Below are 20,464 nucleotides of genomic sequence, written 5' to 3'. Positions count from 1 at the left end.
TGTTCGCAGGTTATGGATTAGCAAGGGAAAAAATCTTGCAATCCGCGGGCGCATGGAGTTCAATCCGGGCCATATGAGGGGAATCACTAACAAACTAGGGCTCCTTGCGTGCGTGACCGCCGTCGCGACGCTGGCGCCTGCCGCCTCGAATGCGGCTGACGTGAAGGCTGCACGCGTTTGGGCTGGCCCCGAATACACGCGCGTGGTCTTCGATCTTTCCGGGCCGGCTACCTACAAGATGTCCCAGGGTGATACCCCGGGCAGCGTGGTGCTGGATATCGCCGGCAGCGCCGTGGCGCCGGATTTCTCGGCGCCGGGCGGGCAGGGCCTGTTCAAGTCCATGAGCACGGGGAAGCAGGGCGCCACCGCCCGCATGATCGCCATGGTCGATCCGAAGGCCAAGCCCAAGAGCTTCCTGCTCAAGCCGGCTGGCGATTACGGCTACCGCCTGGTGCTGGATCTGTATCCCGGCGGCCAGACCGACCCCGGTGACAATGCGCCGGGTGACGACGATGCCCCGGCTGTCGCGAAGGCCGTGGCCGATGCCCCGGCCGAAGCCCCCGTGGCCACGGCGCCGTCGAAGGGCCGCAGCGGCAAGACCATCCCGGCCGGCGTACCGCCCATGGCCGGCGGTGGCCGCAAGGTCGTGGTCGCGATCGATGCCGGCCATGGCGGCGAAGACCCCGGCGCCAAGGGCGCCACGGGCTTGCGCGAGAAGGACGTCACCCTGATGGTGGCGCGCGAGCTGGCCGACCAGATCAACCGCCAGCCGGGTATGCAGGCCGTGCTTACCCGCAACGGCGATTACTTCATCCCGCTGAAGCGCCGCTACCAGATCGCCCGCGAGCACAACGCGGACATGTTCGTGTCGATCCATGCGGATGCGTTCAAGAACAGTGATGCCAAGGGCTCGTCTGTGTGGGTGCTTTCCCCGCGCGGTAAAACGTCGGAAGCCGCACGCTGGCTGGCCGATCGCGAAAACCGCGCCGACCTGGTCGGCGGTGTGTCCCTGGATGACAAGGACGATTCGCTGGCGGCCGTGCTGCTCGACCTGCAGCAGGGCTACGCCATGCAGGCGTCGGAGCAAATCGCTGGCAACGTGCTGAAGGCGTTGGGCCGCCTTGGCCCGACCCATCGCGGCTACGTGGAACGCGCCAACTTCGTGGTGCTGCGTTCGCCCGATGTGCCGTCGATCCTGGTGGAAACCGCGTTCATCACCAATCCGTCGGAAGAAACCCGCCTGCGCAACGAAGGCCACCGCCAGGAGCTGGCCAACGCCGTGCTCGGCGGCGTGCGCAACTATTTTGAATCGATGCCCCCGCCGGGCACCTGGTTCGCCGCCCAGGCGGCGCGCCGCAACGGTACCTATGTGGCGTCCACGCCCGCGCCGGTCGAATCGGCCGATAGCGGCGACGACAGCAGCGATGCCAAGCCGTCGCCGAAGTCGGTAGCGAAGGCGCCGCCGGCGCCGGCGAAGGCCTCGAAGGTCGTAGCGAAGGCCGATACGCCGGCAAAGAAGGGCGCCAGCGGCCGTGCGGACGACAACATCCGTGATCTGCACCGCGTGGGCCGCGGCGAGACCCTGACCGGCATCGCCCAGCAGTACGGTGTTTCGGTAGGCGCGCTCAAGCTCGCCAACAAGATGAACGACAATACGGTGCGCGTCGGCTCCGTCATGGTGATCCCGTCCGGCTAAGCGGCCGGGGTCCCCGTTGGGCTATCCTTCTGGCTTGTAAGTGATCGCCAGGCCACGCCCATGCCCATCCGTCCCCTTCCGCCCGAGCTGATCAACCAGATCGCGGCGGGTGAAGTCATCGAGCGTCCTGCCTCGGTGGTGAAGGAACTCGTGGAGAACAGCATCGATGCCGGCGCCCGCCGCATCGAGGTGGATATCGAGCAGGGTGGCGTCCGGCTCATCCGCGTGCGCGACGACGGCGGCGGTATCCCGCGCGAGGAACTGCCCCTGGCCGTCGCCTCCCACGCCACCAGCAAGATCGCCAGTTTCGACGACCTTGAGCGCGTCGCCAGCATGGGCTTCCGCGGCGAGGCGCTCGCCTCCGTGTCGTCAGTCGCCCGCTTCTCGCTTACCTCGCGGCACGCCGGCCAGGATGCCGCGTGGCGCATCGAAGTGGATGGTGGCAGGTACACCGATGCGCGCCCCGCGCAACATCCGCCTGGCACCACCATCGAAGTGCGTGACCTGTTCTACAACGTACCCGCCCGGCGCAAGTTCCTCCGCGCCGAGCGGACAGAATTCGCGCACATCGATGACCTGCTCAAGTCACTCGCGCTCGCACGCGAAGGCGTCGACATCCGCCTCACGCACAACGGCAAGCCGGTACGCCTGCTGAAGCCCGCGCGCGATGAGCACGCCGCCCTGGCGCGTGTGGCCGAAGTGCTCGGGCCCGAGTTCCCTGGCCAGGCCCTGCGCGTGGAACACGAAGCCGCGGGCATGCGTCTTTCCGGATGGGTCGGCCTGCCGACTGCGTCACGCTCGCAGGCCGATCAGCAGTACTTCTACGTCAACGGCCGCCTGGTGCGCGATCGTATCGTCGCCCATGCGGTACGCCAGGCGTATGCCGATGTGCTCTTCCATGGCCGGCACCCGGTGTTCGTGCTGTTCCTTGATGTCGATCCGGCGGGTGTGGATGTGAACGTGCATCCCGCGAAGAGCGAAGTGCGTTTTCGCGAGCAGCGCCTCATCCACGACTTCCTGTTCCGCACCCTGCACGAGGCGCTATCGCAGACGCGCGCCGGTGCCGCCGCGCAGGATGCACTGACGCCGGTCGCGGCTACCGCCACCGGTGCTTACGAGATGCGCGCGTCGCAGCCCATGCCGTCGATGCCCGCATGGCCGCAACAGGCCAGCCAATCACGGCTGAACCTGGGTGTGCGCGAAGAGCCGCTGGCCGACTACGCCACGTTGATGGGTGCGGCGAACCACGGCGCGCCGACCACGTTTGCACCGCGGCCTGCCGCATCATGGTCGCCCACGCTGGCGCAGGACCCGGAGCAGGGCGATGACGTGCCGCCGCTGGGCTACGCCATTGCGCAGCTGAAGAACATCTACGTGCTCGCGGAAAATGCGCACGGCTTGGTGCTGGTCGATATGCACGCCGCCCACGAGCGCATTACCTACGAGAAACTGAAGAACGGTCGCGTCACCGCCAACCTGCGTTCGCAGATGCTGCTGGTGCCCTTGTCGATCGCGGTCAGCGCCAAGGAAGCGGCTGCCGCCGAAGAGCACGCCGAAGCGCTCGCCGAGTGGGGCCTGGAGCTGTCCCGCAGTGGTCCCTCGGGCGTGGTCGTGCGCCGCATCCCTTCGCTGCTGGAAGGCGCGGACGTGGCCCAGCTAACTCGCGATGTGCTCAGCGAACTTGCCCAGCACGGCAGTTCGCGCCGCCTGGAGGAGCTCGAGAACGAGCTCCTCTCCACGATGGCCTGCCACGGCTCGGTCCGTGCCGGCCGCCGTCTGGGCGTGCCGGAAATGAACGCGCTGCTGCGCGAGATGGAAGCCACCGAGCGCAGCGGCCAATGCAACCACGGCCGTCCGACCTGGGTGCAGCTCTCGCTCGCCGAACTCGACAAACTCTTCCTCCGCGGCAGATAAGCCGCCGCCCCTGTAGGAGCGGGGGGGGGGGGGGGGGGGGGGGGGCGCGCCGGGGGGGGGGGGGGGGGGGAAGGAGGGGGGGGTTTTTTTTGGGTTGGGTCGCGCCCGCCCCCCCGGGGGCGGGGCCGGGGGGGCGCCGGCGGCGCCGCCCGCCGGCCCCGCGCCGGCCGCACTCCTTCCTGTTCTGGCGGGGCCGGCCCCCCCCCCCCCCCCCCCCCCCCCCGGCCCGCCCCCCCCCCCCCCCCCCCCCCCCGCTCCTACAGGGGCTAAGAATCCCAGAGGTTCCTTATGATTCGCATGTTCGCCCTCGCCTCCGCCGTGGCCATGGCCACCGGCAGCGCTATCGCCGCCGACGAAACCGCTTCGGTGACGAAAGCTCGCGCGGAACGCCTCGCCGCCCTCACGGCCCCCGATGGCTGGCTAAGCCTGATCGGCCTGGAATGGCTGCAACCCGGCGCCAATCGTATCGGCAGTGCCGCCGATAACGACATCGTGCTGAAGGCCGGCCCGGCGCACCTTGGCACCATCACGCTGGATGACAACGGCAGCGCGACGATTGAACTGGCGAAGAACAGCGGTGCCCTGGTGGATGGCCGTGACGTGGAACGGGCCACGCTGGTGGACGATTCCCCGGGCCACAAACCGACCGAAGTGCGCTTCGGTTCCGCGCAGTTCTTCGTCATCGCCCGCGACGGTCGCAAGGCGTTGCGCGTGAAGGACGAGAACGCGGAGACCCGCACGCACTTCCTTGGCCTGGATTACTTCGCGATCGATCCGTCGTGGCGCGTGGTCGCCGACTGGGTACCGTTCGATCCGCCGCACGAGCTGGAAATCGGCTCTGTGCTGGGCACGATCGACAAAGAGAAGGTGCCGGGCAAGGCGGTGTTCACGCGCGATGGCCAGACCTTCGAACTCTACCCGATCCAGGAGGAACCGAATTCGCTGTTCTTCGTCTTCGCCGACCGCACGAGCGGCAAGGAAACCTACGGCGCGGCGCGTTTCCTCGATACACCGCTGGCGAAGGACGGCAAACTCGTGCTCGATTTCAACGAAGCCCGCAACCCGCCGTGTGCGTTCACGCCGTATGCGACGTGCCCGCTGGCACCGCCGGAGAACCGGTTGGACGTGCGCATTACCGCCGGTGAGAAGAATTACCGCGGGCATCCGTGAAGCGCATCGCGCGCAAGCGAGCTCCTACAAGAGCTCGCTGCCTGGCAACGGCGCCGCTTACTGGCCTTTGAACGACGCCTTGCGGCGCTCCAGGAACGCCGACGTTCCCTCGCGCATATCCTGGGTTGAGAACGCAATGGCAAAACCCTGCGTTTCAAACGCAAGGCCCTGATCGATCGCGCACTCGCCGCCTTCGATCACCGCCTCGAGGATCCCCTTCAGCGCGAGCGGCGCGGCAGCGGCCAGCTGGTCGGCCATCGCGTCTACCGCGGTATCCAGTTCCTCCGCCGGCACCACGCGGGTGACGATGCCCAGGCGCTCCGCGCGGGCCGCATCGATCTGCTGGCCCAACAGGCACAGCTCCAGCGCCACGCCACGGCCAGTGAGACGGGTGAGGCGCTGGGTCCCGCCGAAGCCGGGAATCAGCCCCAGGCCGATCTCAGGCTGGCCGAACTTCGCCTTCTCGCTGGCCACGCGCAGGTGGCAGGCCATGGCCAGCTCCATGCCGCCGCCGAGGGCGAAGCCCTGGATTTTCGCGATCACCGGCTTGCCCAGGCGCTCGACCGACGACATCAGCTCCTGGCCCGCGCGCGAGGCGGCCTGGGCCTTCACCGGCGACCATGCGGTCATCTCGGAGATATCCGCACCCGCCACGAAGGCCTTCTCGCCCGCACCGGCCAGCACCACGACGCGCACGGCATCGTCCTGCTGGGCCTGGCGGAAGGCCAGGGTCAGCTCGCCGATCGTCTCGCGATTGAGCGCGTTGAGTTTTTCGGGGCGGTTGATGGTGATGGTGCGGACGGCGCCGCGGTCGGCGGTGGCAAGGGTGCGGAAGGCCATGGTGATTCCGGCGTGAGGGGAAAACGCGGATGGTAACAGGGGAACTCTTGCCCCCCGAATGGCGTCTTACCCCTTACGGGCACCGGGCGGCGCCAATGGACTATCCTCCACGCGTGCCCGGGGATCCGGGTCCACGGAGAACGGGATGTCACCCTCGCGTCTGTTCGTTATTGCCATCGGGCTGTGCTGCGGCACGGCCTTCGCCCAATCAGCGCCCCCGGCGCCGGCTTCGGGTGCGCCGGCTATCGACAAGACGAAGCTGTCGTACGCCATCGGTTACCAGATCGGCACGCAGTTCGCGAACAGCGCGCAGCCCGATGTCGATATCGGCATCCTGGTGAAGGCCCTGCAGGATGGCTACGCCAAGCGCGCGCCGGGTGTCCCCATCGATGTCATGCAGCAGCAACTGGTGAACTTCGACGCCAAGGTGCAGCGCGATTCCATGGTGGAGTTCCGCCGCGTGGCGCTTGCCAACGCGCAGCGCAGCGCGGCTTTCCTGGCACAAAACAAGGTGAAGGCGGGTGTGGTCACGCTGCCCTCCGGCATTCAGTACAACGTGCTGGCGAAAGGGCGCGGCCCGCAGGCCCAGGTCACCAGCACGGTGGTGGTGAATTACCGTGGTGCCCTGATCGATGGCACGGAATTCGACAGCTCCTACGCGCACGGCAAGCCGGTCACGTTTACGGTCAACCGGGTGATCCCGGGCTGGCAGGATGTGATCCCGCGTATGCATGTGGGCGATAAATGGAAGGTGGTGATCCCGCCGCAGCTGGCTTACGGCGAGCGCGGCGAACTGCCGCGCATCGGGCCCAACGAGGCCCTGGTGTTCGAGATCGAACTGGTCGACATCCGCCAGTAAGCCGCCCGCGCTAGAATGGCCACAGCTATGGCCATCCTTCCCCCGCCACCCACCAGCCTGCCCCTGACGCCCTGTACCGGTGTATGCCGGCTGGATGCACGCGGCCTGTGCGAGGGCTGCCTGCGCACCGGCGGCGAGATTGCCGCGTGGCGCACCCTGAGCGATGAGCAGAAGCTGTGGATCATGGATGAAGTCCTCCCGCACCGGCAGGCTGGCTGATGGACGACCTGCTGGCGCGATTGCACGGTGCACTGCTTCCGTTGGAGGCGCCCCCGGGTCCGCACGGCTGGAACCACGACGACATGGTGCGCTTGATTGGCGACGTGCCCCGCCGGCGTGCGGCGGTGCTGATTGGCATCCGGGATGATCGCGAGCAGAACGTGCTCTTTACGCTGCGCACCGACACGCTCCAGCAGCACGCCGGGCAGGTCGCATTCCCGGGCGGGCGCGTCGAGGCCGATGATGCCGATGTGGTCGCGACGGCCCTGCGCGAAAGCTGGGAAGAAATTGGGCTGGATGAGCGCTTCGTCACGCCGCTCGGTTACCTCGAAGCCATGGAAACGATCAGCGGTTTCAGCGTGACCCCAGTGGTCGCGCGGGTGGCAGCCGATGCGCCCCTGAAGCCAGACCCCGGCGAAGTCGCCGAAGTCTTTGAAGTGCCGTTCGCATTCTTCACCGATCCGGCGAACCTGCGCCGCTACCGTATGGATTTCCGCGGGCACAACCGCGAGATGGTCGAGTTCCTGCATGCGGGCTATCGCATCTGGGGCGCCACCGCGGCCATGTTGTTCAACCTGCTTAAGCGAATGGGTCACCAGCCATGCTGATTTCGCGCACCCTGATCGATGCGGCCACGGCCGCGAACCTTCCGGCGGATGAAGTGCTCTTCGTCGATTGCCGGTTCGACCTGGTCGATGCATCGAAGGGCGATCGCGACTACGCGGAATCACACATCCCCGGTGCGGTGCGAGCCGATCTGGACCGCGAACTGGCGGATATGCCGACGCCCATGCCGGTCGATGAGCGTGGCCGGCATCCGTTGCCTCACCGCGATGCTTTCGAAGCCTTCCTCTCGCGGATTGGCTGGCGCCCCGATGTTCAGGTCGTTGCCTACGACGGGGCCGGCGGCGCGCTCGCGGCGGCACGGTTCTGGTGGCTGGCGCGCCTGGCTGGGCTGGATAACGTGGCGGTACTCGACGGTGGCTGGCCTGCGTGGCTCGCGGCGAGGCTGCCGGTGGATAGTGCCGTGCCGACGCGCGCGCCGACTAGCGTGGAAGCCTGCTTCGACTCGTCCGGGATGGTCTCGGTGGACGAGTTGACGACAGGGCTAACCAGCGGTCGTATCGTACTGCTCGACGCTCGCGCGACGCCGCGCTACCGCGGCGAGGTAGAGCCGCTGGACCCCGTCGCCGGGCATGTACCCGGCGCGCGGAACCGTCCGTTCGCCGACAACCTCGATGCCCACGGGTTCTTCCGCCGGCCTGAGGAACTGCGCAAGGCGTTCGAGGCGATCATCGGCCCGCACCACGCCGAAGAAGTGGTGCACATGTGCGGGTCAGGCGTGACCGCATGCCACAACCTGCTGGCGATGGAATACGCCGGGCTGTGCGGGTCACGCTTGTTCGCGCCGTCATGGTCGGGATGGGTGGCCGATCGGTCACACCCGGTCGCGACGGGCGATCATTGATCCTGCCTCAGAGCGATACGGTCCGGCGTTCGCGCGCTGAAATCTGCGCCGCTTCAATCACCCGGATGACATCGCGTGCTTCCTGCGCAAGCACGGGCAGTTCGTGCTCGCCGCGAATGGCCGCTGCCACGCCGTCGTAATACGCGGTGTAACGTCCGGGCAGGGTATCGATCGTGGTGCTCGTACCGTCGGCGTCGGTAAAGCGGCCGAACAGGGCCGGATCATCCTCGCCCCAGCCCGGGCCGCCCGGGCGCTTACCTTCGCGCAGCGCGGCTTCCTGGCCATCGATACCGTATTTCACGAAGCTGCCGCCATCGCCATGAACCAGGTAACGCGGGCCCGGATCGCGGACCAGCACCGAGGCGTGCAGCACCGCGCGGCGGTGGCCGTAATCCAGCACGAGGTGGAAGTAATCATCCACTTTGGCTGCGGCGCGCTGGCGGGTGACATCGGCGGTCACCGCGCGCGGCAGGCCGAACAGCACCAGGGCCTGGTCGATCAGGTGCGCACCCAGGTCATACAGCAGGCCTGAGCCCGGCACTTCGGTCTCCCGCCAGCCCTGCTTGATCTCGGGCCGGAAGCGGTCGAAATGCGCTTCGAAGTACACGACCTCGCCGAGGCGGCCGTCCTCGACCAGGCGGCGCACGGTCAGGAAATCGTTATCCCAGCGGCGGTTCTGGAACACCGAGACCAGGCGGCGCTTTTCCGCGGCCAGGGCGATCAGCGCTTCAGCTTCCGCCGCGTTGAGCGTAAACGGCTTGTCCACCACGACGTGCTTACCCGCATCGAGCGCCGCGCGGGCGAGCGAGGCATGGGTATCGTTGGGTGAGGCGATAACGACCAGTTCGATGGCGGGGTCGCTGAGCAGATCTTGAGGATTTTCGTACGCTCGCGCCTCGGGGAAGTCGCGGGAAATCTCCTCGACGCGGCGGCTGCCGATGGCGGCCAGGCGCAGGCCTTCCGCTGCCGCGATGAGCGGCGCATGGAAGAAAGCGCCTGCCGTGCCGTAGCCAATCAGGCCTGTGGGGATGGGGTGCATGGGCGTTCCAGGCGTGGACAGGCCCCAAGGGTAACGCGGCACACCTCAGCGTTTCGTTTAGGATCCTGCCCTTGTTTGAACGCCACCCGGTAAGTCCATGAGTGCCTTCGAAATCGATGCCGTCCCGCGCGCCCGGCTACCCCGCCAGGTTCCCTACATCATCGGCAACGAGGGTTGCGAACGCTTCAGCTTCTACGGCATGCGCAACATCCTCACGCCGTTCCTTGTCACGTCGCTGCTGCTTTACCTGCCCGAAGAAGCACGCGCGGGTGCCGCCAAGGATGTCTTCCACGCCTTCGTGATCGGCGTGTATTTCTTCCCGCTGCTGGGCGGCTGGCTGGCCGACCGGTTCCTGGGCAAATACCGCACCGTGCTCTGGCTGAGCCTGGTGTACTGCGTGGGCCACCTCTGCCTGGCGTTGTTTGAACACAGCGTGGCGGGCTTCTATACGGGGCTTGGCCTGATCGCGCTGGGTGCGGGCGGTATCAAGCCTTGCGTCGCCGCGTTCGTCGGCGACCAGTTCGACGAGAGCAACCGGCAGCTCGCGAAGGTGGTGTTCGATGCCTTCTACTGGATCATCAACGTCGGCTCGTTCCTGGCCTCGCTGCTCATGCCGTTCTTCCTGCGTGAGTACGGTGCCAAGGTCGCGTTCGGCCTGCCAGGCGTATTGATGTTCATCGCCACCGTCGTCTTCTGGATGGGCCGCAAGCATTACGTGATGCTGCCGCCGACCCGACACGATCCCCATGGCTTTGGTCAGGTCGTGAAGAGTGCCTTGCTGGCGCAGGCGCCGGGGCAGGGCCGCCCGGGACTCGTGGTTGCGGTCGCCTCGCTCGTACTCGCGCTGGGATCCCTGGCCCTCATGCCCACGCTGGGCATCGTCGCCACCCTGTGCGTCGCGCTGGTGCTGTTGCTGGCAGGGATGGTGGTGGGGACCCGGCTGCAACTGGAGCGCGTGCGCGGCGTGCATCCCGCCGAGGCGATCGATGGCGTGGCCGTGGTGCTGCGCGTGTTGGTGGTCTTTGCGCTGGTTACCCCGTTCTGGTCGCTGTTCGATCAGAAAGCCTCGACGTGGGTGCTACAGGCCAACACCATGCAGGCGCCCGCATGGCTGCACCCTGCGCAAATGCAGGCGGTGAATCCCGCGTTGGTACTGCTGCTCATCCCGTTCAATAACCTGGTGCTGTACCCACTGCTGCGCCGTGCAGGCATCGAACCGACCGCGCTGCGCCGGATGACCGCGGGCATCGTGTTCTCGGCCATCGCCTGGGTGGTGGTCGGTGCGCTCCAGCTTGCGCTGGATGGCGGCAGCCCCGTGCATATCGCGTGGCAGATCCTGCCCTACGTGTTCCTGACGATGGGGGAGGTGCTGGTCTCCGCCACGGGCCTGGAATTTGCCTATAGCCAGGCGCCGCCTTCCATGAAGGGCACGCTGATGAGTTTCTGGACGCTGAGCGTCACCGTCGGCAACCTGTGGGTGTTGCTGGCCAATGCCGGCGTGCGCAACGAGGCGGTGCTGGCGGGTATTGCCCACACCGGCATGGGCGCCACGGCCTTCCAGATGTTCTTCTTCGCGGCGTTCGCCGGCGTTGCGGCCCTGGCCTTCGGACTTTACGCGCGCCGCTACCCGGTCGTGGATTACTACCGCTCGACATAACCTGCATGGGGCCGGCGTTATACAGTGCCGTCCGTCCCCTTGCCCGGAGCCTCCCCATGGTCAAATCCCAGCATGCCGCGCCGTTGCCCGCTGGCGCAGCGAGTGAGTGGCCCGGCAAGGTCATCCTGGTTACCGGTGGTGCGCAGGGTGTCGGCAAGGGCATTGCCCAGGCCGTGCTGGAAGCCGGCGGCCGCGTCGTCATCGGCGACCTGGATGCGGAGGCGGGCGAGGCCTGCCTTAAGGAATGGGACGCGCGTGATCGCGCTGCGTTCTTCACGCTGGATGTATCGAAGGAAGCCAGTGTGAAGCGCTTCGTCGCTGGCGCGTTGCGCCGCTTCGGCCGCATCGATGGCCTGGTGAACAACGCCGGCATCGCCGATCCACACAATGTGCCCATCGAATCGATGGACTGGGCTGACTGGAAGCGCCGCATCGAGACCAACCTTGGCGGCGTGTTCCTTTGCTGCAAGCACGCGCTGCCTTCGTTAAAGGCCGCGAACGGAGCGATCGTCAACATCGCGTCCACCCGAGCGCATCAATCCGAACCGCATAGCGAGGCCTACGCGGCAAGCAAGGGCGGCATGCTCGCCTTCACCCACGCGCTGGCCATCAGCGCCGGGCCCGTGCGGGTGAATGCCATCAACCCCGGCTGGATCGTGGTGGATGACTGGAAGAAGCCGTCGCAGCGGAAGAAGCCGAGGCTATCCGCGGCCGATCACGCACAGCATCCGGTCGGCCGCGCGGGCGTGCCACCGGATATCGGTGCGCTGGCGGTGTTTCTGCTGTCCTCGCAAGCGGGCTTCATCACTGGCGAAAACTTCACCGTAGACGGCGGCATCTCCAGAAAAATGCAGTACCTGTAGGAGCGCGCTTGCGCGCGATGGGGGTTGCCGCGAGCACCCATCGCGCGCGAGCGCGCTCCTACAGGTAGCGATCCAGGGGAACGGTGGTCATGGGGCCGGGCTTGAACGCCAGGGCGCCTTCATCGAAATCCCACTGCTCGACAAGGCACGCCGCGCGATCGGCCGCCGGGTCGTGGCGTATGACGTACACCGAGTTGCTGATGCCCTCGCGAATGCGTGTCGATGTCGCCGTGCCGGCCTGCACCGACCACAGCTCGCTGGCGAGCTTGCGCGTTTCATTGTTCAAGGGCCGCACATAAGGCAGGTGGATGTGCCCACCGAGCACCAGGTCGGCACCGGCTGCGGCCCACGCCTTGATGGCGGCCTCATGGTTGATCAGAAGGTTGGCGATATCCTTCTCGCGGATCACGTGCACCGGCTGGTGGGTAACGACGATGCGAAGCTGTGCGTCATCGGCCTGGCGCAGCCGCGCGCAGACACGTTCAATCTGGGCGGTGGACACTTCGCCATTCTTGTGCCGACGAGCCCTTACCGTGTTGACGCCGATCACCAGGGCATCGTGGCTGGCGTGCACGGGCTCCAGTTCCTTGCCAAACACCCGCCGGTACCCGCCGAACGGATTGAACACCCGCGCGAATACGTTTAGCAGCGGCACATCGTGGTTGCCCGGAATCGCGAGGGTGGGGCGCGCATAGCTATCGACGAAGCGGCGCGCGGCATCGAATTGCGCGCGCCGCGCTCGCTGGGTCACGTCGCCGGAAAGGATCACCAGGTCCGGTGCCATGGTAGTGATCAGCGTCTTCAGCGCCTCGACCACATCGGGCCGCTCTGTACCGAAATGGGGATCTGAAATCTGTATAAACAGGCTCAACCGGGGTCCTCCCCTGGTTCGCGCGCGCCATCGGTAATCAATACGAGGGGGCGCGGGGCGGAGCGGAACACAACGGGGGGATCCAGCCAGACGATCTCGCCGTCCACGGCCACCTTGAACCGTTCGCGGCGGTGCTTTGGCGTAACGGTGATCTCGCGGAAAGGGAAACTCACGGCGTTGTCAGCATCGCCTAGCTTACCCAGTGCGCCGCGCAGGATCAGCCCCAGCATCGTCAGCCGGCCGATGGGTTTCAACATCAGCCCTGCGAGCGTCCCATCATTCCGGAAGACGTCGGCAGCCTCGGGCAGGCCGATCTTCTCCAGCTGCAACGCGTTATTGCCGACGAACAGCGTTGGCGTGCGCAGGTGCCGGGTTCGCGTGCCATCGCTGACTTCGATGCGTAGCGGACGGTATCCGCGCATCATCGTCGCAAGGCCCGACCACAGTGCCACGAGCCGGTGCCGGCCGAATCGTTGCTTCCATGCTTCGCGGTCTTCGAGCACCTGCGGATAAAGGCCGAGGCTGCCGTTCACCAGGAACAGGCGGTCGTTCACCATGCCCACCTGCACGTTGCGTGGCGTACCACGCAGCAAACCTTCCGTGGCCTCACGCGGATCGGCGGGTATGTTGTGGGTGCGGCCAAAGAAATTGAACGTGCCCTGGGGCAGCACGCCCATCGGCAACTGTTCGCGCCAGGCGGCGCCCGCCACGCAGTTGATCGTGCCATCGCCACCGGAGGCGACCAGGGCGCCGCCTTGCTGCCTGGCATGAGTCGTCGCTTTTGCGACCACCGCCTGGATGGGGTGGTCATCGTCGATCAGGAAGAACTGGTGCGGGCGGCCTGCGCCCTCCAACGTCTCGCGGATCACCCCGCGCGCGACGTCGCTATCGCCACGGCCGGAGCCGGCATTCATCACGATCGAAAGGGGCAGGTCGTTGGGCATGGCGCCAACCACAGCATTGGCCGCGTGTTGATCGCATGAAATTACTGGGTGGCGGCGCGACCTTCGCGGAGCCGGAAGTATTCAGCGCTGCCGACACACAGCGTGAGCCATGCCAGGCCGGTGGCGTACCCCGCCATCACGTCGCTGAAGTAATGCACCTGGAGCAGGATCCGGCTGATGCCGACCAGCGTGATGATGGCCGCTGCCACGACCACGATAGGGCGGTGCATGCGCGGGGGGCAGATCACCAGCAACACATAAGCGAGCATGCCGTAGAACACCATGGAGCCCGACGCGTGGCCACTGGGAAAACTGTAGCTGTGTTCCACCACGAAACCATGATCGTGCAGGGGGCGCGCGCGTTGGAACCAGGCCTTCAGCGCACCGTTGATGAGCACGGTACCGGCGAGGGTAAACAACCACGTGATAGCCAGGCGCCAGTGACGGCGAATGGCGAGCGCAGCGGCAACGAGTGCCGCGACGATAGCCAGCACGGTGGAGTTGCCCAGTTGCGTCAGCCACGCGATCGCGCGTAACGCGGGAATGGGCAGGTTGGCGCGCAGGTCGCTCGCCAGCGAGGCATCGAACACCGTCAGCCCCGCCTGTTCACGCACCTCCACGGCGATCACCGATGCAATGACCAGCATGGCCACGAACACCGCCATGGCCGTGGTGGGCCGGAGGAAGCTGCGCGCGGCGGGATCCAGCCCCTCGCGGCGGCGAACCGCGCGACGCCAGCCGACGTCCGCGCCGAGCAACGCTGCGGCAAGCAGTACGCCCCAGATCGAGATGGCGTGGCGGCTGATCCAGTCGGCATCCATGGGGTTGGGGTCCTTGAAGCGGCGGCGGGTGGCCCATGGTGCCACGGCATGCCACGCCCGCCAGCAAGGGCGGGCATGCCATCCGGCATTTCCTCCCTGCCGGCCCGCATGGCAGGATCGAACCCGTCGCCGCGCCGCGGCTGAATGAGGGGAACCTTGATGAAGCACACGCCCGTCCGCGCAGCCTTCGCGCTTGCGCTCCTCGCGTGCGGCGCCGCCGCCCATGCCGATAGTGCGCCGCTTGCGCACCGCATCGTCCGCGTCAGCCTGGATGGCGCCACCGACAAGGGTACCTCCGGCCGCCTGCTCATCTTCGCCGCACCCGCCGACAAGGCGAAAGCCGCCGCGAAGGATGGCAAGGTCGAATCCGTGGATACCAACCCGTTCCAGCCCAAGGCGGTTTCCGTAGCGGCGCGCGAGGTGAGCTGGATCGCGCCGGGCCAGTCCGTGGACGTCGATGCGGATGGCGAAGCGTTCCCGTCGGGATTCTCAAGCCTTCCGCCGGGCGAGTACCTGTTCCAGGCCGTGCTCGATGTGGGCCACGACTACAACTACAGCGGCCGCCACGGGGGCGACCTGATCAGCGACGTCACGCCCGTGAAGATCACAGCGGGCGGGAGTATCCCGACGCTGAAACTGACGAAGACGGTACCCGATCGTGATGTGTGGCAGCTCCCCCCAACGGCGCCCCAGGCGGTGCGTGATGCGCTGCCGGAAGCGCGCAAGCACGCGCACGCCGAAACGCTGGAGAGCAAGGCGCTCACCGCGTTCGCTGGCCGCCCGCAGTCGATCCGCGCCTGGGTGGTAACACCCCCCGGCTATGAACAAGGCAACGCGACGTATCCCGTGGTGTATGTCACGCATGGCTTCGGCGGCGGCTTCGATCGGTTCGCCGGCACCATCGCCACGCTGTGGGATGCCATGTCGAAGAACCAGATGCCGCCCATGATCTGGGTACTGCTTGATGAGTCTGGCCCCACCGGTACGCACGAGTTTGCCGATTCAGTGAACAACGGCCCCTGGGGCCTGGCGCTCACCACCGAGTACATTCCCTGGCTGGAGACCCGCTACCGCATGGATGGTAAGACCAGCGGCCGCTTCCTGAATGGCCATTCGTCGGGTGGCTGGGCCACCCTGTGGTTGCAGACGCGCTACCCCAAGATCTTCGGCGGCACCTGGTCGACCTCGCCGGACCCGAGCGATTTCCACGACTTCACTGGCATCGATCTCTACGCGCCGAACGCCAATGCCTACAAGCATGCGGATGGCACGGATATCCCGCTGGTACGTGACAAGGGCGAAGTGATCTCCACCTTCGAAACCTTTGCCCGGCTGGAGCGCGTGCTCGGCGCCTACGGCGGCCAGCTGGCCTCGTTCGAATGGGTGTTCTCGCCGCGTGGCGCGGATGGCCGCCCCCTGCCCATGTTCAACCGCGACACCGGCGCCGTGGATCCCCATGTCGTCGCTTACTGGCGCGATCACTTCGATATCGCCCAGCGCCTGCGCACGCAGTGGCCGACGCTCAAGCCGGATCTCGATGGCAAGATCCACCTGATCGTGGGCACCGCTGACACGTTCTATCTCGATGGCTCTGCGAAATTGCTCAAGGACACCCTGGATAAACTCGAGGCCAAGAGCGACATCGAGTTCCTGCCCGGCAAGACGCATTTCGACCTGTACACCGAGGGCGACGACCGCCAGGCGTTGTTGAAGAAAATCTCGTGGGAGATGTACGAGCAGGCACGGCCGGGGCAGGGCAAGCCCCAGGGGCGCTTGCCGAAGCATTGATACCCGCGTTCGACCAACGTAGCAGCGCACCCCCACGCCCACTCGTTTACCCTCAGGCCACCACCCGGAGGCACGCACATGGGTTACGAGGAAAGCTGGCGCCGCTCGGTCGATGAACCCGAAGCCTTCTGGGGCGAGCAGGCCCGTCTGATCGACTGGCAAACGCCGCCCCAGCGCATCCTCGATGCATCCAACCCGCCGTTCCGCCGCTGGTTCGTCGGTGGCACCACCAACCTGTGCCATAACGCCGTCGATCGCCATCTGGCCGCTCGCGGCGATCAGCTCGCCATCGTCGCGGTCTCCACGGAAACCGGACACACCCGCGAAATCACCTATCGCGAGCTGCATACGGAGGTGAACGCCTTTGCCGCCGTGCTCATGGAACTCGGCGTGGGCAAGGGCGATCGTGTCGTCATCTACCTGCCGAACATCGCCGAGGCCGTGTTCGCCATGCTGGCCTGTGCCCGTATCGGCGCCATCCATTCCGTGGTGTTCGGCGGCTTCGCCGCACATAACCTCGCGCTGCGCATTGATGATGCCGAGCCGAAGCTGCTGATTTGCGCCGATGCTGGCATGCGTGCCGGGAAGGTCATCCCCTACAAGCCGTTGGTCGATGCCGCATTGCGCGAAGCCCGTACACCACCGCCACGCGTTCTCGTGGTGAATCGCGGGCTGGACCCTGCGATGGCGTGGGTTGATGGCCGCGACGTGGACTACGCCCTGCGGCGTACCGCGCGGATGGGTGAAATCGTTCCGGTCACCTGGCTGGAATCCAACGAGCCCAGCTACCTGCTTTACACATCGGGTACCACCGGCAAACCCAAAGGCGTGCAGCGCGATGTCGGTGGCTACGCCGTGGCGCTCGCGTTATCGATGACCAGTATCTTCGACCTGCAACCGGGGCAGACCATCCTGTGCACGTCCGACGTGGGTTGGGCGGTAGGCCACTCGTACAACGTGTACGGGCCGCTGCTCGGTGGCTGCACGGCGATCCTCTACGAGGGCACGCCCATCCTTCCCGATCCCGGTATCTGGTGGAAGTTGTGCGAGCAATACGGCGTGCGCACGATGTTTTCATCGCCCACCGGCATTCGCATGCTGAAGAAGCAGGATGCGGCATGGCTGAAGCAATACGACCTTTCTGCATTGAAATGGATCTTCCTGGCCGGTGAGCCGCTCGACCAGCCGACGTATGAGTGGCTGGTGGGTGGCACGGGCAAAGCGGTGATCGATAACTACTGGCAGACCGAGACAGGCTGGCCGGCGCTATCGCTGATGCCCGGCCTGGACCTGAAGCCGGTGAAGCCAGGTTCACCTGGCTTTCCCACCTTCGGCTTTCGCATGCGCGTGATCGATGACGCTACCGGTGAAGACAAGCCGGCGGGTGAGAAGGGCGTGCTGGTGATCGAGCCGCCGTTGCCGCCCGGCTGCCTCACGACGATCTGGCATGACGATGAGCGGTACGTACGCAGTTACTTCGGTCACTTCAAGGAGCTGCTGTACAGCTCACTCGACTGGGCCGTGCGTGATGCCGATGGTTACACCTTCATCCTTGGCCGCACGGATGATGTGATCAACGTCGCCGGCCACCGGCTGGGTACGCGCGAGATCGAGGAATCCGTGGCGACCCTGGGCGCCGTGGCGGAGGTCGCGGTGGTCGGCGTGGCCGATGACTTGAAGGGGCAGCTGCCCGCGGTCTTCGCGACGCTGAAGCAGGGTGTCACCGATCATCCGGAGGATGTGGCGAAGGCCATGGAGCGCCGCGTGGTGGAGCTCCTGGGCGCGCTGGCGCGGCCCGGTTGCGTGTACGTCGTGGGGGCGCTGCCGAAGACCCGTTCGGGCAAATTGCTGCGGCGGTCGTTGCAGGCGTTGCTGCAGGGCACGGACCCGGGGGACCTTTCGACCCTGGATGACCCGAATGCGTTGGAGGAGATTCGCCGGGCTATCGCGCGGGGGCCGGATTGTGGGCGGCGGTTGGGCTAGGCCCGCCATCGCACCGCAACAATCCTTTACCGATCGCCCGCGCTAAAATGGCGGTCTTTACGCGGAGACTTTCCATGCCCTTGCCCCCTTCGGCCGGCGCCCGCTTCCGGGCCGCCCTCGCGGCTGAAAAGCCCTTGCAGGTCATCGGCGCCATCAACGCCAACCATGCCCTGCTGGCCAAGCGCGCCGGCTTCCGCGCCATCTACCTTTCCGGCGGCGGCGTGGCGGCGGGCTCCCTGGGCCTCCCCGACCTGGGCATCAACACCCTCGATGATGTGCTCACCGATGTGCGCCGGATCACCGATGTATGCGACCTGCCGCTCATGGTTGATATCGATACCGGGTTCGGCCCCAGCGCGTTCAACATCGCCCGCACGGTCAAGAGCCTGATCAAGTTCGGCGCGGCCGCCTGCCATATCGAAGACCAGGTGGGCGCCAAGCGCTGCGGTCATCGCCCGGGCAAGGAAATCGTCACGGCGGGCGAGATGGTCGATCGCGTCAAGGCGGCGGCCGATGCGAAGACCGATCCGGATTTCTTCCTGATCGCCCGCACCGATGCCATCGCCGTGGATGGCGTTGACGCCGCCATCGAGCGCGCCATTGCCTGCGCCGAAGCGGGCGCCGATGCGATCTTCGCCGAGGCCGCCTACGACCTGCCCACCTACAAGCGCTTCACCGATGCGCTCAACGTGCCGGTGCTCGCCAACATCACGGAATTCGGCCAGACCCCGCTGTTCAGCACCGAGGAACTCGGCAGCGTCGGCGTGGGCATCGTGCTGTACCCGCTTTCCGCGTTCCGCGCCATGAACAAGGCCGCCGAGAACGTGTACACCGCCATCCGCCGCGACGGTCACCAGCGCAACGTCATCGATACGATGCAGACGCGCGAAGAACTGTACGACCGCATCGGCTACCACGAATACGAGCGTCGTCTCGACGCATTGTTCTCGCAGAAGGGTTAAGGAGAGTCACGCATGAGCGACACCGCAACCACCACGACCGGTCCGAAGCCGAAGAAATCCGTCGCGCTATCCGGCGTTGCTGCTGGCAACACCGCACTGTGCACGGTCGGCCGCAGCGGCAACGATCTGCATTACCGCGGTTATGACATCCACGACCTGGCCGCGAAGGGCTCCTTCGAGGAAGTGGCCTACCTGCTCGTCCACGGCGTGCTGCCGAACTGGATGGAGCTGAACGCCTACCGCGCCAAGCTCAAGCGCTTGCGCGGCCTGCCGGCACCGGTGAAGAGCGCGCTGGAACTGCTGCCCGCCGCCACCCACCCGATGGACGTGATGCGCACGGGCGCCTCGGTGCTCGGCACGGTGCTGCCGGAGAAGGATGACCACAACGTCACCGGCGCCCGCGATATCGCCGATCGCCTGATGGCGAGCTTCGGTTCGATGCTGCTGTATTGGTACCACTTCAGCCACAACGGCAAGCGCATCGAGACGGAAACCGAAGACGAGTCCATCGCCGCGCATTTCCTGCACTTGCTGCATGGCAAGAAGCCGAGCGACCTGCATTCGCATTCGCTGGATCGCTCGCTGGTGCTGTACGCCGAGCACGAGTTCAACGCCAGCACGTTCACGGCGCGTGTTATCGCCGGCACCGGCTCGGATATCTATTCGTGCATCACCGGCGCGATCGGTGCGCTGCGTGGCCCGAAGCACGGCGGCGCGAACGAAGTGGCGATGGAAATCATCGCACGCTACCGCGATGCGGCGGAGGCGGAAGCGGATATCCGCGCACGCGTCGAGCGTAAGGAGATCATCATCGGCTTCGGCCACCCGGTGTATACCGTGTCGGATCCGCGCAACGAGATCATCAAGGAGATCGCGCGCAAGCTGTGCACGGATGGCGGCAATCCGCGCCTGTTCGAGGTGTCGGAGAAGATCGAGAAGCTGATGTGGGAGCAGAAGAAGATGTTCCCGAACCTGGATTGGTATTCGGCATCGGCATACCACATGATGGGCGTGCCGACGGCGATGTTTACGCCGCTGTTTGTGATGGCGCGTACGTCGGGGTGGAGTGCGCATGTGATCGAGCAGCGCCAGGATGGCAAGATCATCCGCCCGAGCGCGAATTACACGGGCCCGGAAGACCAGACCTACGTACCGATCGAGAAGCGCTGATCGATAATGATGAAGACGGCCCCCCGCGGGGCCGTTTTTTTATGGCTCGCCTTCGGCTTCGCGTTGGGGGGCTCGGCTTACGCCATCGCGGCTTACACTTGAGCCTTGAGGCAGCGAGCCTTCGGCGCCCACCCTCGCTGCTCAGACAGGTCTCCAGCGTTCGAAAAGGATGCCGCTCCGCGGCCATGTACCTATTAGGC

The 20,464-nt window shown here is 66.1% G+C and carries 18 protein-coding genes; 13 read left to right on the top strand and 5 right to left on the bottom strand.

What is annotated here, in order from left to right:
* The first annotated feature begins 73 nt into the window (after nt 1–73).
* The 3 genes from ABIE56_RS12245 to ABIE56_RS12235 all read left to right on the top strand — a co-directional run bounded on the left by ABIE56_RS12245 (nt 74) and on the right by ABIE56_RS12235 (nt 4,780).
* Nucleotides 74–1,696 carry an N-acetylmuramoyl-L-alanine amidase gene (locus ABIE56_RS12245; protein WP_429244090.1) on the top strand — a complete coding sequence of 541 codons (1,623 nt, stop codon included), beginning with the start codon at nt 74–76 and terminating at the stop codon, nt 1,694–1,696.
* Between the two features lie 60 nt (nt 1,697–1,756).
* Entirely contained in the window at nt 1,757–3,610 is a 1,854-nt protein-coding gene (gene mutL / locus ABIE56_RS12240) for a DNA mismatch repair endonuclease MutL (RefSeq protein ID WP_429244089.1), read from the top strand.
* Between the two features lie 288 nt (nt 3,611–3,898).
* Nucleotides 3,899–4,780 carry a DUF1684 domain-containing protein gene (locus ABIE56_RS12235; protein WP_429244088.1) on the top strand — a complete coding sequence of 294 codons (882 nt, stop codon included), beginning with the start codon at nt 3,899–3,901 and terminating at the stop codon, nt 4,778–4,780.
* Between the two features lie 57 nt (nt 4,781–4,837).
* On the opposite strand, the gene ABIE56_RS12230 is transcribed toward ABIE56_RS12235, so the two are convergent.
* Nucleotides 4,838–5,620: an enoyl-CoA hydratase/isomerase family protein gene (locus ABIE56_RS12230; RefSeq protein ID WP_429244087.1), complete on the bottom strand. Its 783-nt coding sequence runs from the start codon at nt 5,618–5,620 to the stop codon at nt 4,838–4,840.
* Between the two features lie 145 nt (nt 5,621–5,765).
* Here ABIE56_RS12230 and ABIE56_RS12225 point away from each other — a divergent pair, with 145 nt between their 5' ends.
* From ABIE56_RS12225 to ABIE56_RS12210, 4 genes are read left to right on the top strand one after another with little or no spacing between them, the layout of a single operon-like run.
* Nucleotides 5,766–6,479 (top strand): FKBP-type peptidyl-prolyl cis-trans isomerase, encoded by a 714-nt coding sequence (locus tag ABIE56_RS12225; RefSeq protein WP_429244086.1) that lies wholly within the window; start codon nt 5,766–5,768, stop codon nt 6,477–6,479.
* A 27-nt stretch (nt 6,480–6,506) separates the two neighbouring features.
* Nucleotides 6,507–6,698, top strand: a complete 192-nt coding sequence (locus ABIE56_RS12220; protein ID WP_429244085.1) for a DUF1289 domain-containing protein — start codon at nt 6,507–6,509, stop codon at nt 6,696–6,698.
* On the top strand, nt 6,698–7,306 hold the full coding sequence (locus ABIE56_RS12215; RefSeq protein WP_429244084.1) for an NUDIX hydrolase: 609 nt from the start codon (nt 6,698–6,700) through the stop codon (nt 7,304–7,306). Before ABIE56_RS12220 ends, ABIE56_RS12215 begins: the two co-directional genes overlap by 1 nt.
* On the top strand, nt 7,300–8,166 hold the full coding sequence (locus tag ABIE56_RS12210; RefSeq protein WP_429244083.1) for a sulfurtransferase: 867 nt from the start codon (nt 7,300–7,302) through the stop codon (nt 8,164–8,166). The genes ABIE56_RS12215 and ABIE56_RS12210 overlap by 7 nt, the downstream gene beginning before the upstream one ends.
* A 7-nt stretch (nt 8,167–8,173) precedes the next feature.
* Here the strand turns inward: ABIE56_RS12210 and ABIE56_RS12205 are convergent, their stop codons facing one another.
* Nucleotides 8,174–9,205, bottom strand: coding sequence for an oxidoreductase (locus ABIE56_RS12205; RefSeq protein WP_429244082.1), 1,032 nt, complete (start codon nt 9,203–9,205; stop codon nt 8,174–8,176).
* A 97-nt stretch (nt 9,206–9,302) separates the two neighbouring features.
* On the opposite strand from ABIE56_RS12205, the gene ABIE56_RS12200 reads away from it, so the two are divergent.
* Both ABIE56_RS12200 and ABIE56_RS12195 read left to right on the top strand, forming a co-directional pair.
* Nucleotides 9,303–10,862: an oligopeptide:H+ symporter gene (locus ABIE56_RS12200; RefSeq protein WP_429244081.1), complete on the top strand. Its 1,560-nt coding sequence runs from the start codon at nt 9,303–9,305 to the stop codon at nt 10,860–10,862.
* A 56-nt stretch (nt 10,863–10,918) separates the two neighbouring features.
* Nucleotides 10,919–11,725 carry an SDR family oxidoreductase gene (locus ABIE56_RS12195; RefSeq protein ID WP_429244080.1) on the top strand — a complete coding sequence of 269 codons (807 nt, stop codon included), beginning with the start codon at nt 10,919–10,921 and terminating at the stop codon, nt 11,723–11,725.
* Nucleotides 11,726–11,783: 58 nt separating this feature from the next.
* Here the strand turns inward: ABIE56_RS12195 and ABIE56_RS12190 are convergent, their stop codons facing one another.
* The 3 genes from ABIE56_RS12190 to ABIE56_RS12180 are packed head-to-tail and all read right to left on the bottom strand — an operon-like array spanning nt 11,784 to nt 14,406.
* Complete coding sequence (locus tag ABIE56_RS12190) at nt 11,784–12,596, bottom strand: metallophosphoesterase family protein (protein WP_429244079.1); 813 nt, start codon at nt 12,594–12,596, stop codon at nt 11,784–11,786.
* Nucleotides 12,593–13,540: a diacylglycerol/lipid kinase family protein gene (locus ABIE56_RS12185; protein ID WP_429244078.1), complete on the bottom strand. Its 948-nt coding sequence runs from the start codon at nt 13,538–13,540 to the stop codon at nt 12,593–12,595. Before ABIE56_RS12185 ends, ABIE56_RS12190 begins: the two co-directional genes overlap by 4 nt.
* A gap of 41 nt (nt 13,541–13,581) precedes the next feature.
* A complete protein-coding gene (locus ABIE56_RS12180) occupies nt 13,582–14,406 on the bottom strand; it encodes a phosphatase PAP2 family protein (protein WP_429244077.1) in 825 nt (274 codons plus the stop codon).
* Between the two features lie 114 nt (nt 14,407–14,520).
* Here ABIE56_RS12180 and ABIE56_RS12175 point away from each other — a divergent pair, with 114 nt between their 5' ends.
* The 4 genes from ABIE56_RS12175 (at nt 14,521) to prpC (ending at nt 20,264) form a co-directional block, all read left to right on the top strand.
* Nucleotides 14,521–16,149, top strand: coding sequence for an alpha/beta hydrolase (locus ABIE56_RS12175; protein ID WP_429244076.1), 1,629 nt, complete (start codon nt 14,521–14,523; stop codon nt 16,147–16,149).
* Nucleotides 16,150–16,227: 78 nt separating this feature from the next.
* Nucleotides 16,228–18,132, top strand: coding sequence for a propionate--CoA ligase (gene prpE, locus ABIE56_RS12170; protein WP_429244075.1), 1,905 nt, complete (start codon nt 16,228–16,230; stop codon nt 18,130–18,132).
* 74 nt (nt 18,133–18,206) lie between these two features.
* Nucleotides 18,207–19,094, top strand: a complete 888-nt coding sequence (prpB, locus tag ABIE56_RS12165; protein ID WP_429244074.1) for a methylisocitrate lyase — start codon at nt 18,207–18,209, stop codon at nt 19,092–19,094.
* 12 nt (nt 19,095–19,106) lie between these two features.
* Nucleotides 19,107–20,264: a bifunctional 2-methylcitrate synthase/citrate synthase gene (gene prpC / locus ABIE56_RS12160; RefSeq protein ID WP_429244073.1), complete on the top strand. Its 1,158-nt coding sequence runs from the start codon at nt 19,107–19,109 to the stop codon at nt 20,262–20,264.
* The last annotated feature ends 200 nt before the right edge of the window (nt 20,265–20,464 follow it).

It is taken from the genome of Luteibacter sp. 621, from assembly GCF_050435445.1.
Classification (GTDB): Bacteria; Pseudomonadota; Gammaproteobacteria; order Xanthomonadales; family Rhodanobacteraceae; genus Luteibacter.
This window is presented reverse-complemented; position numbering and strand designations above follow the sequence as displayed.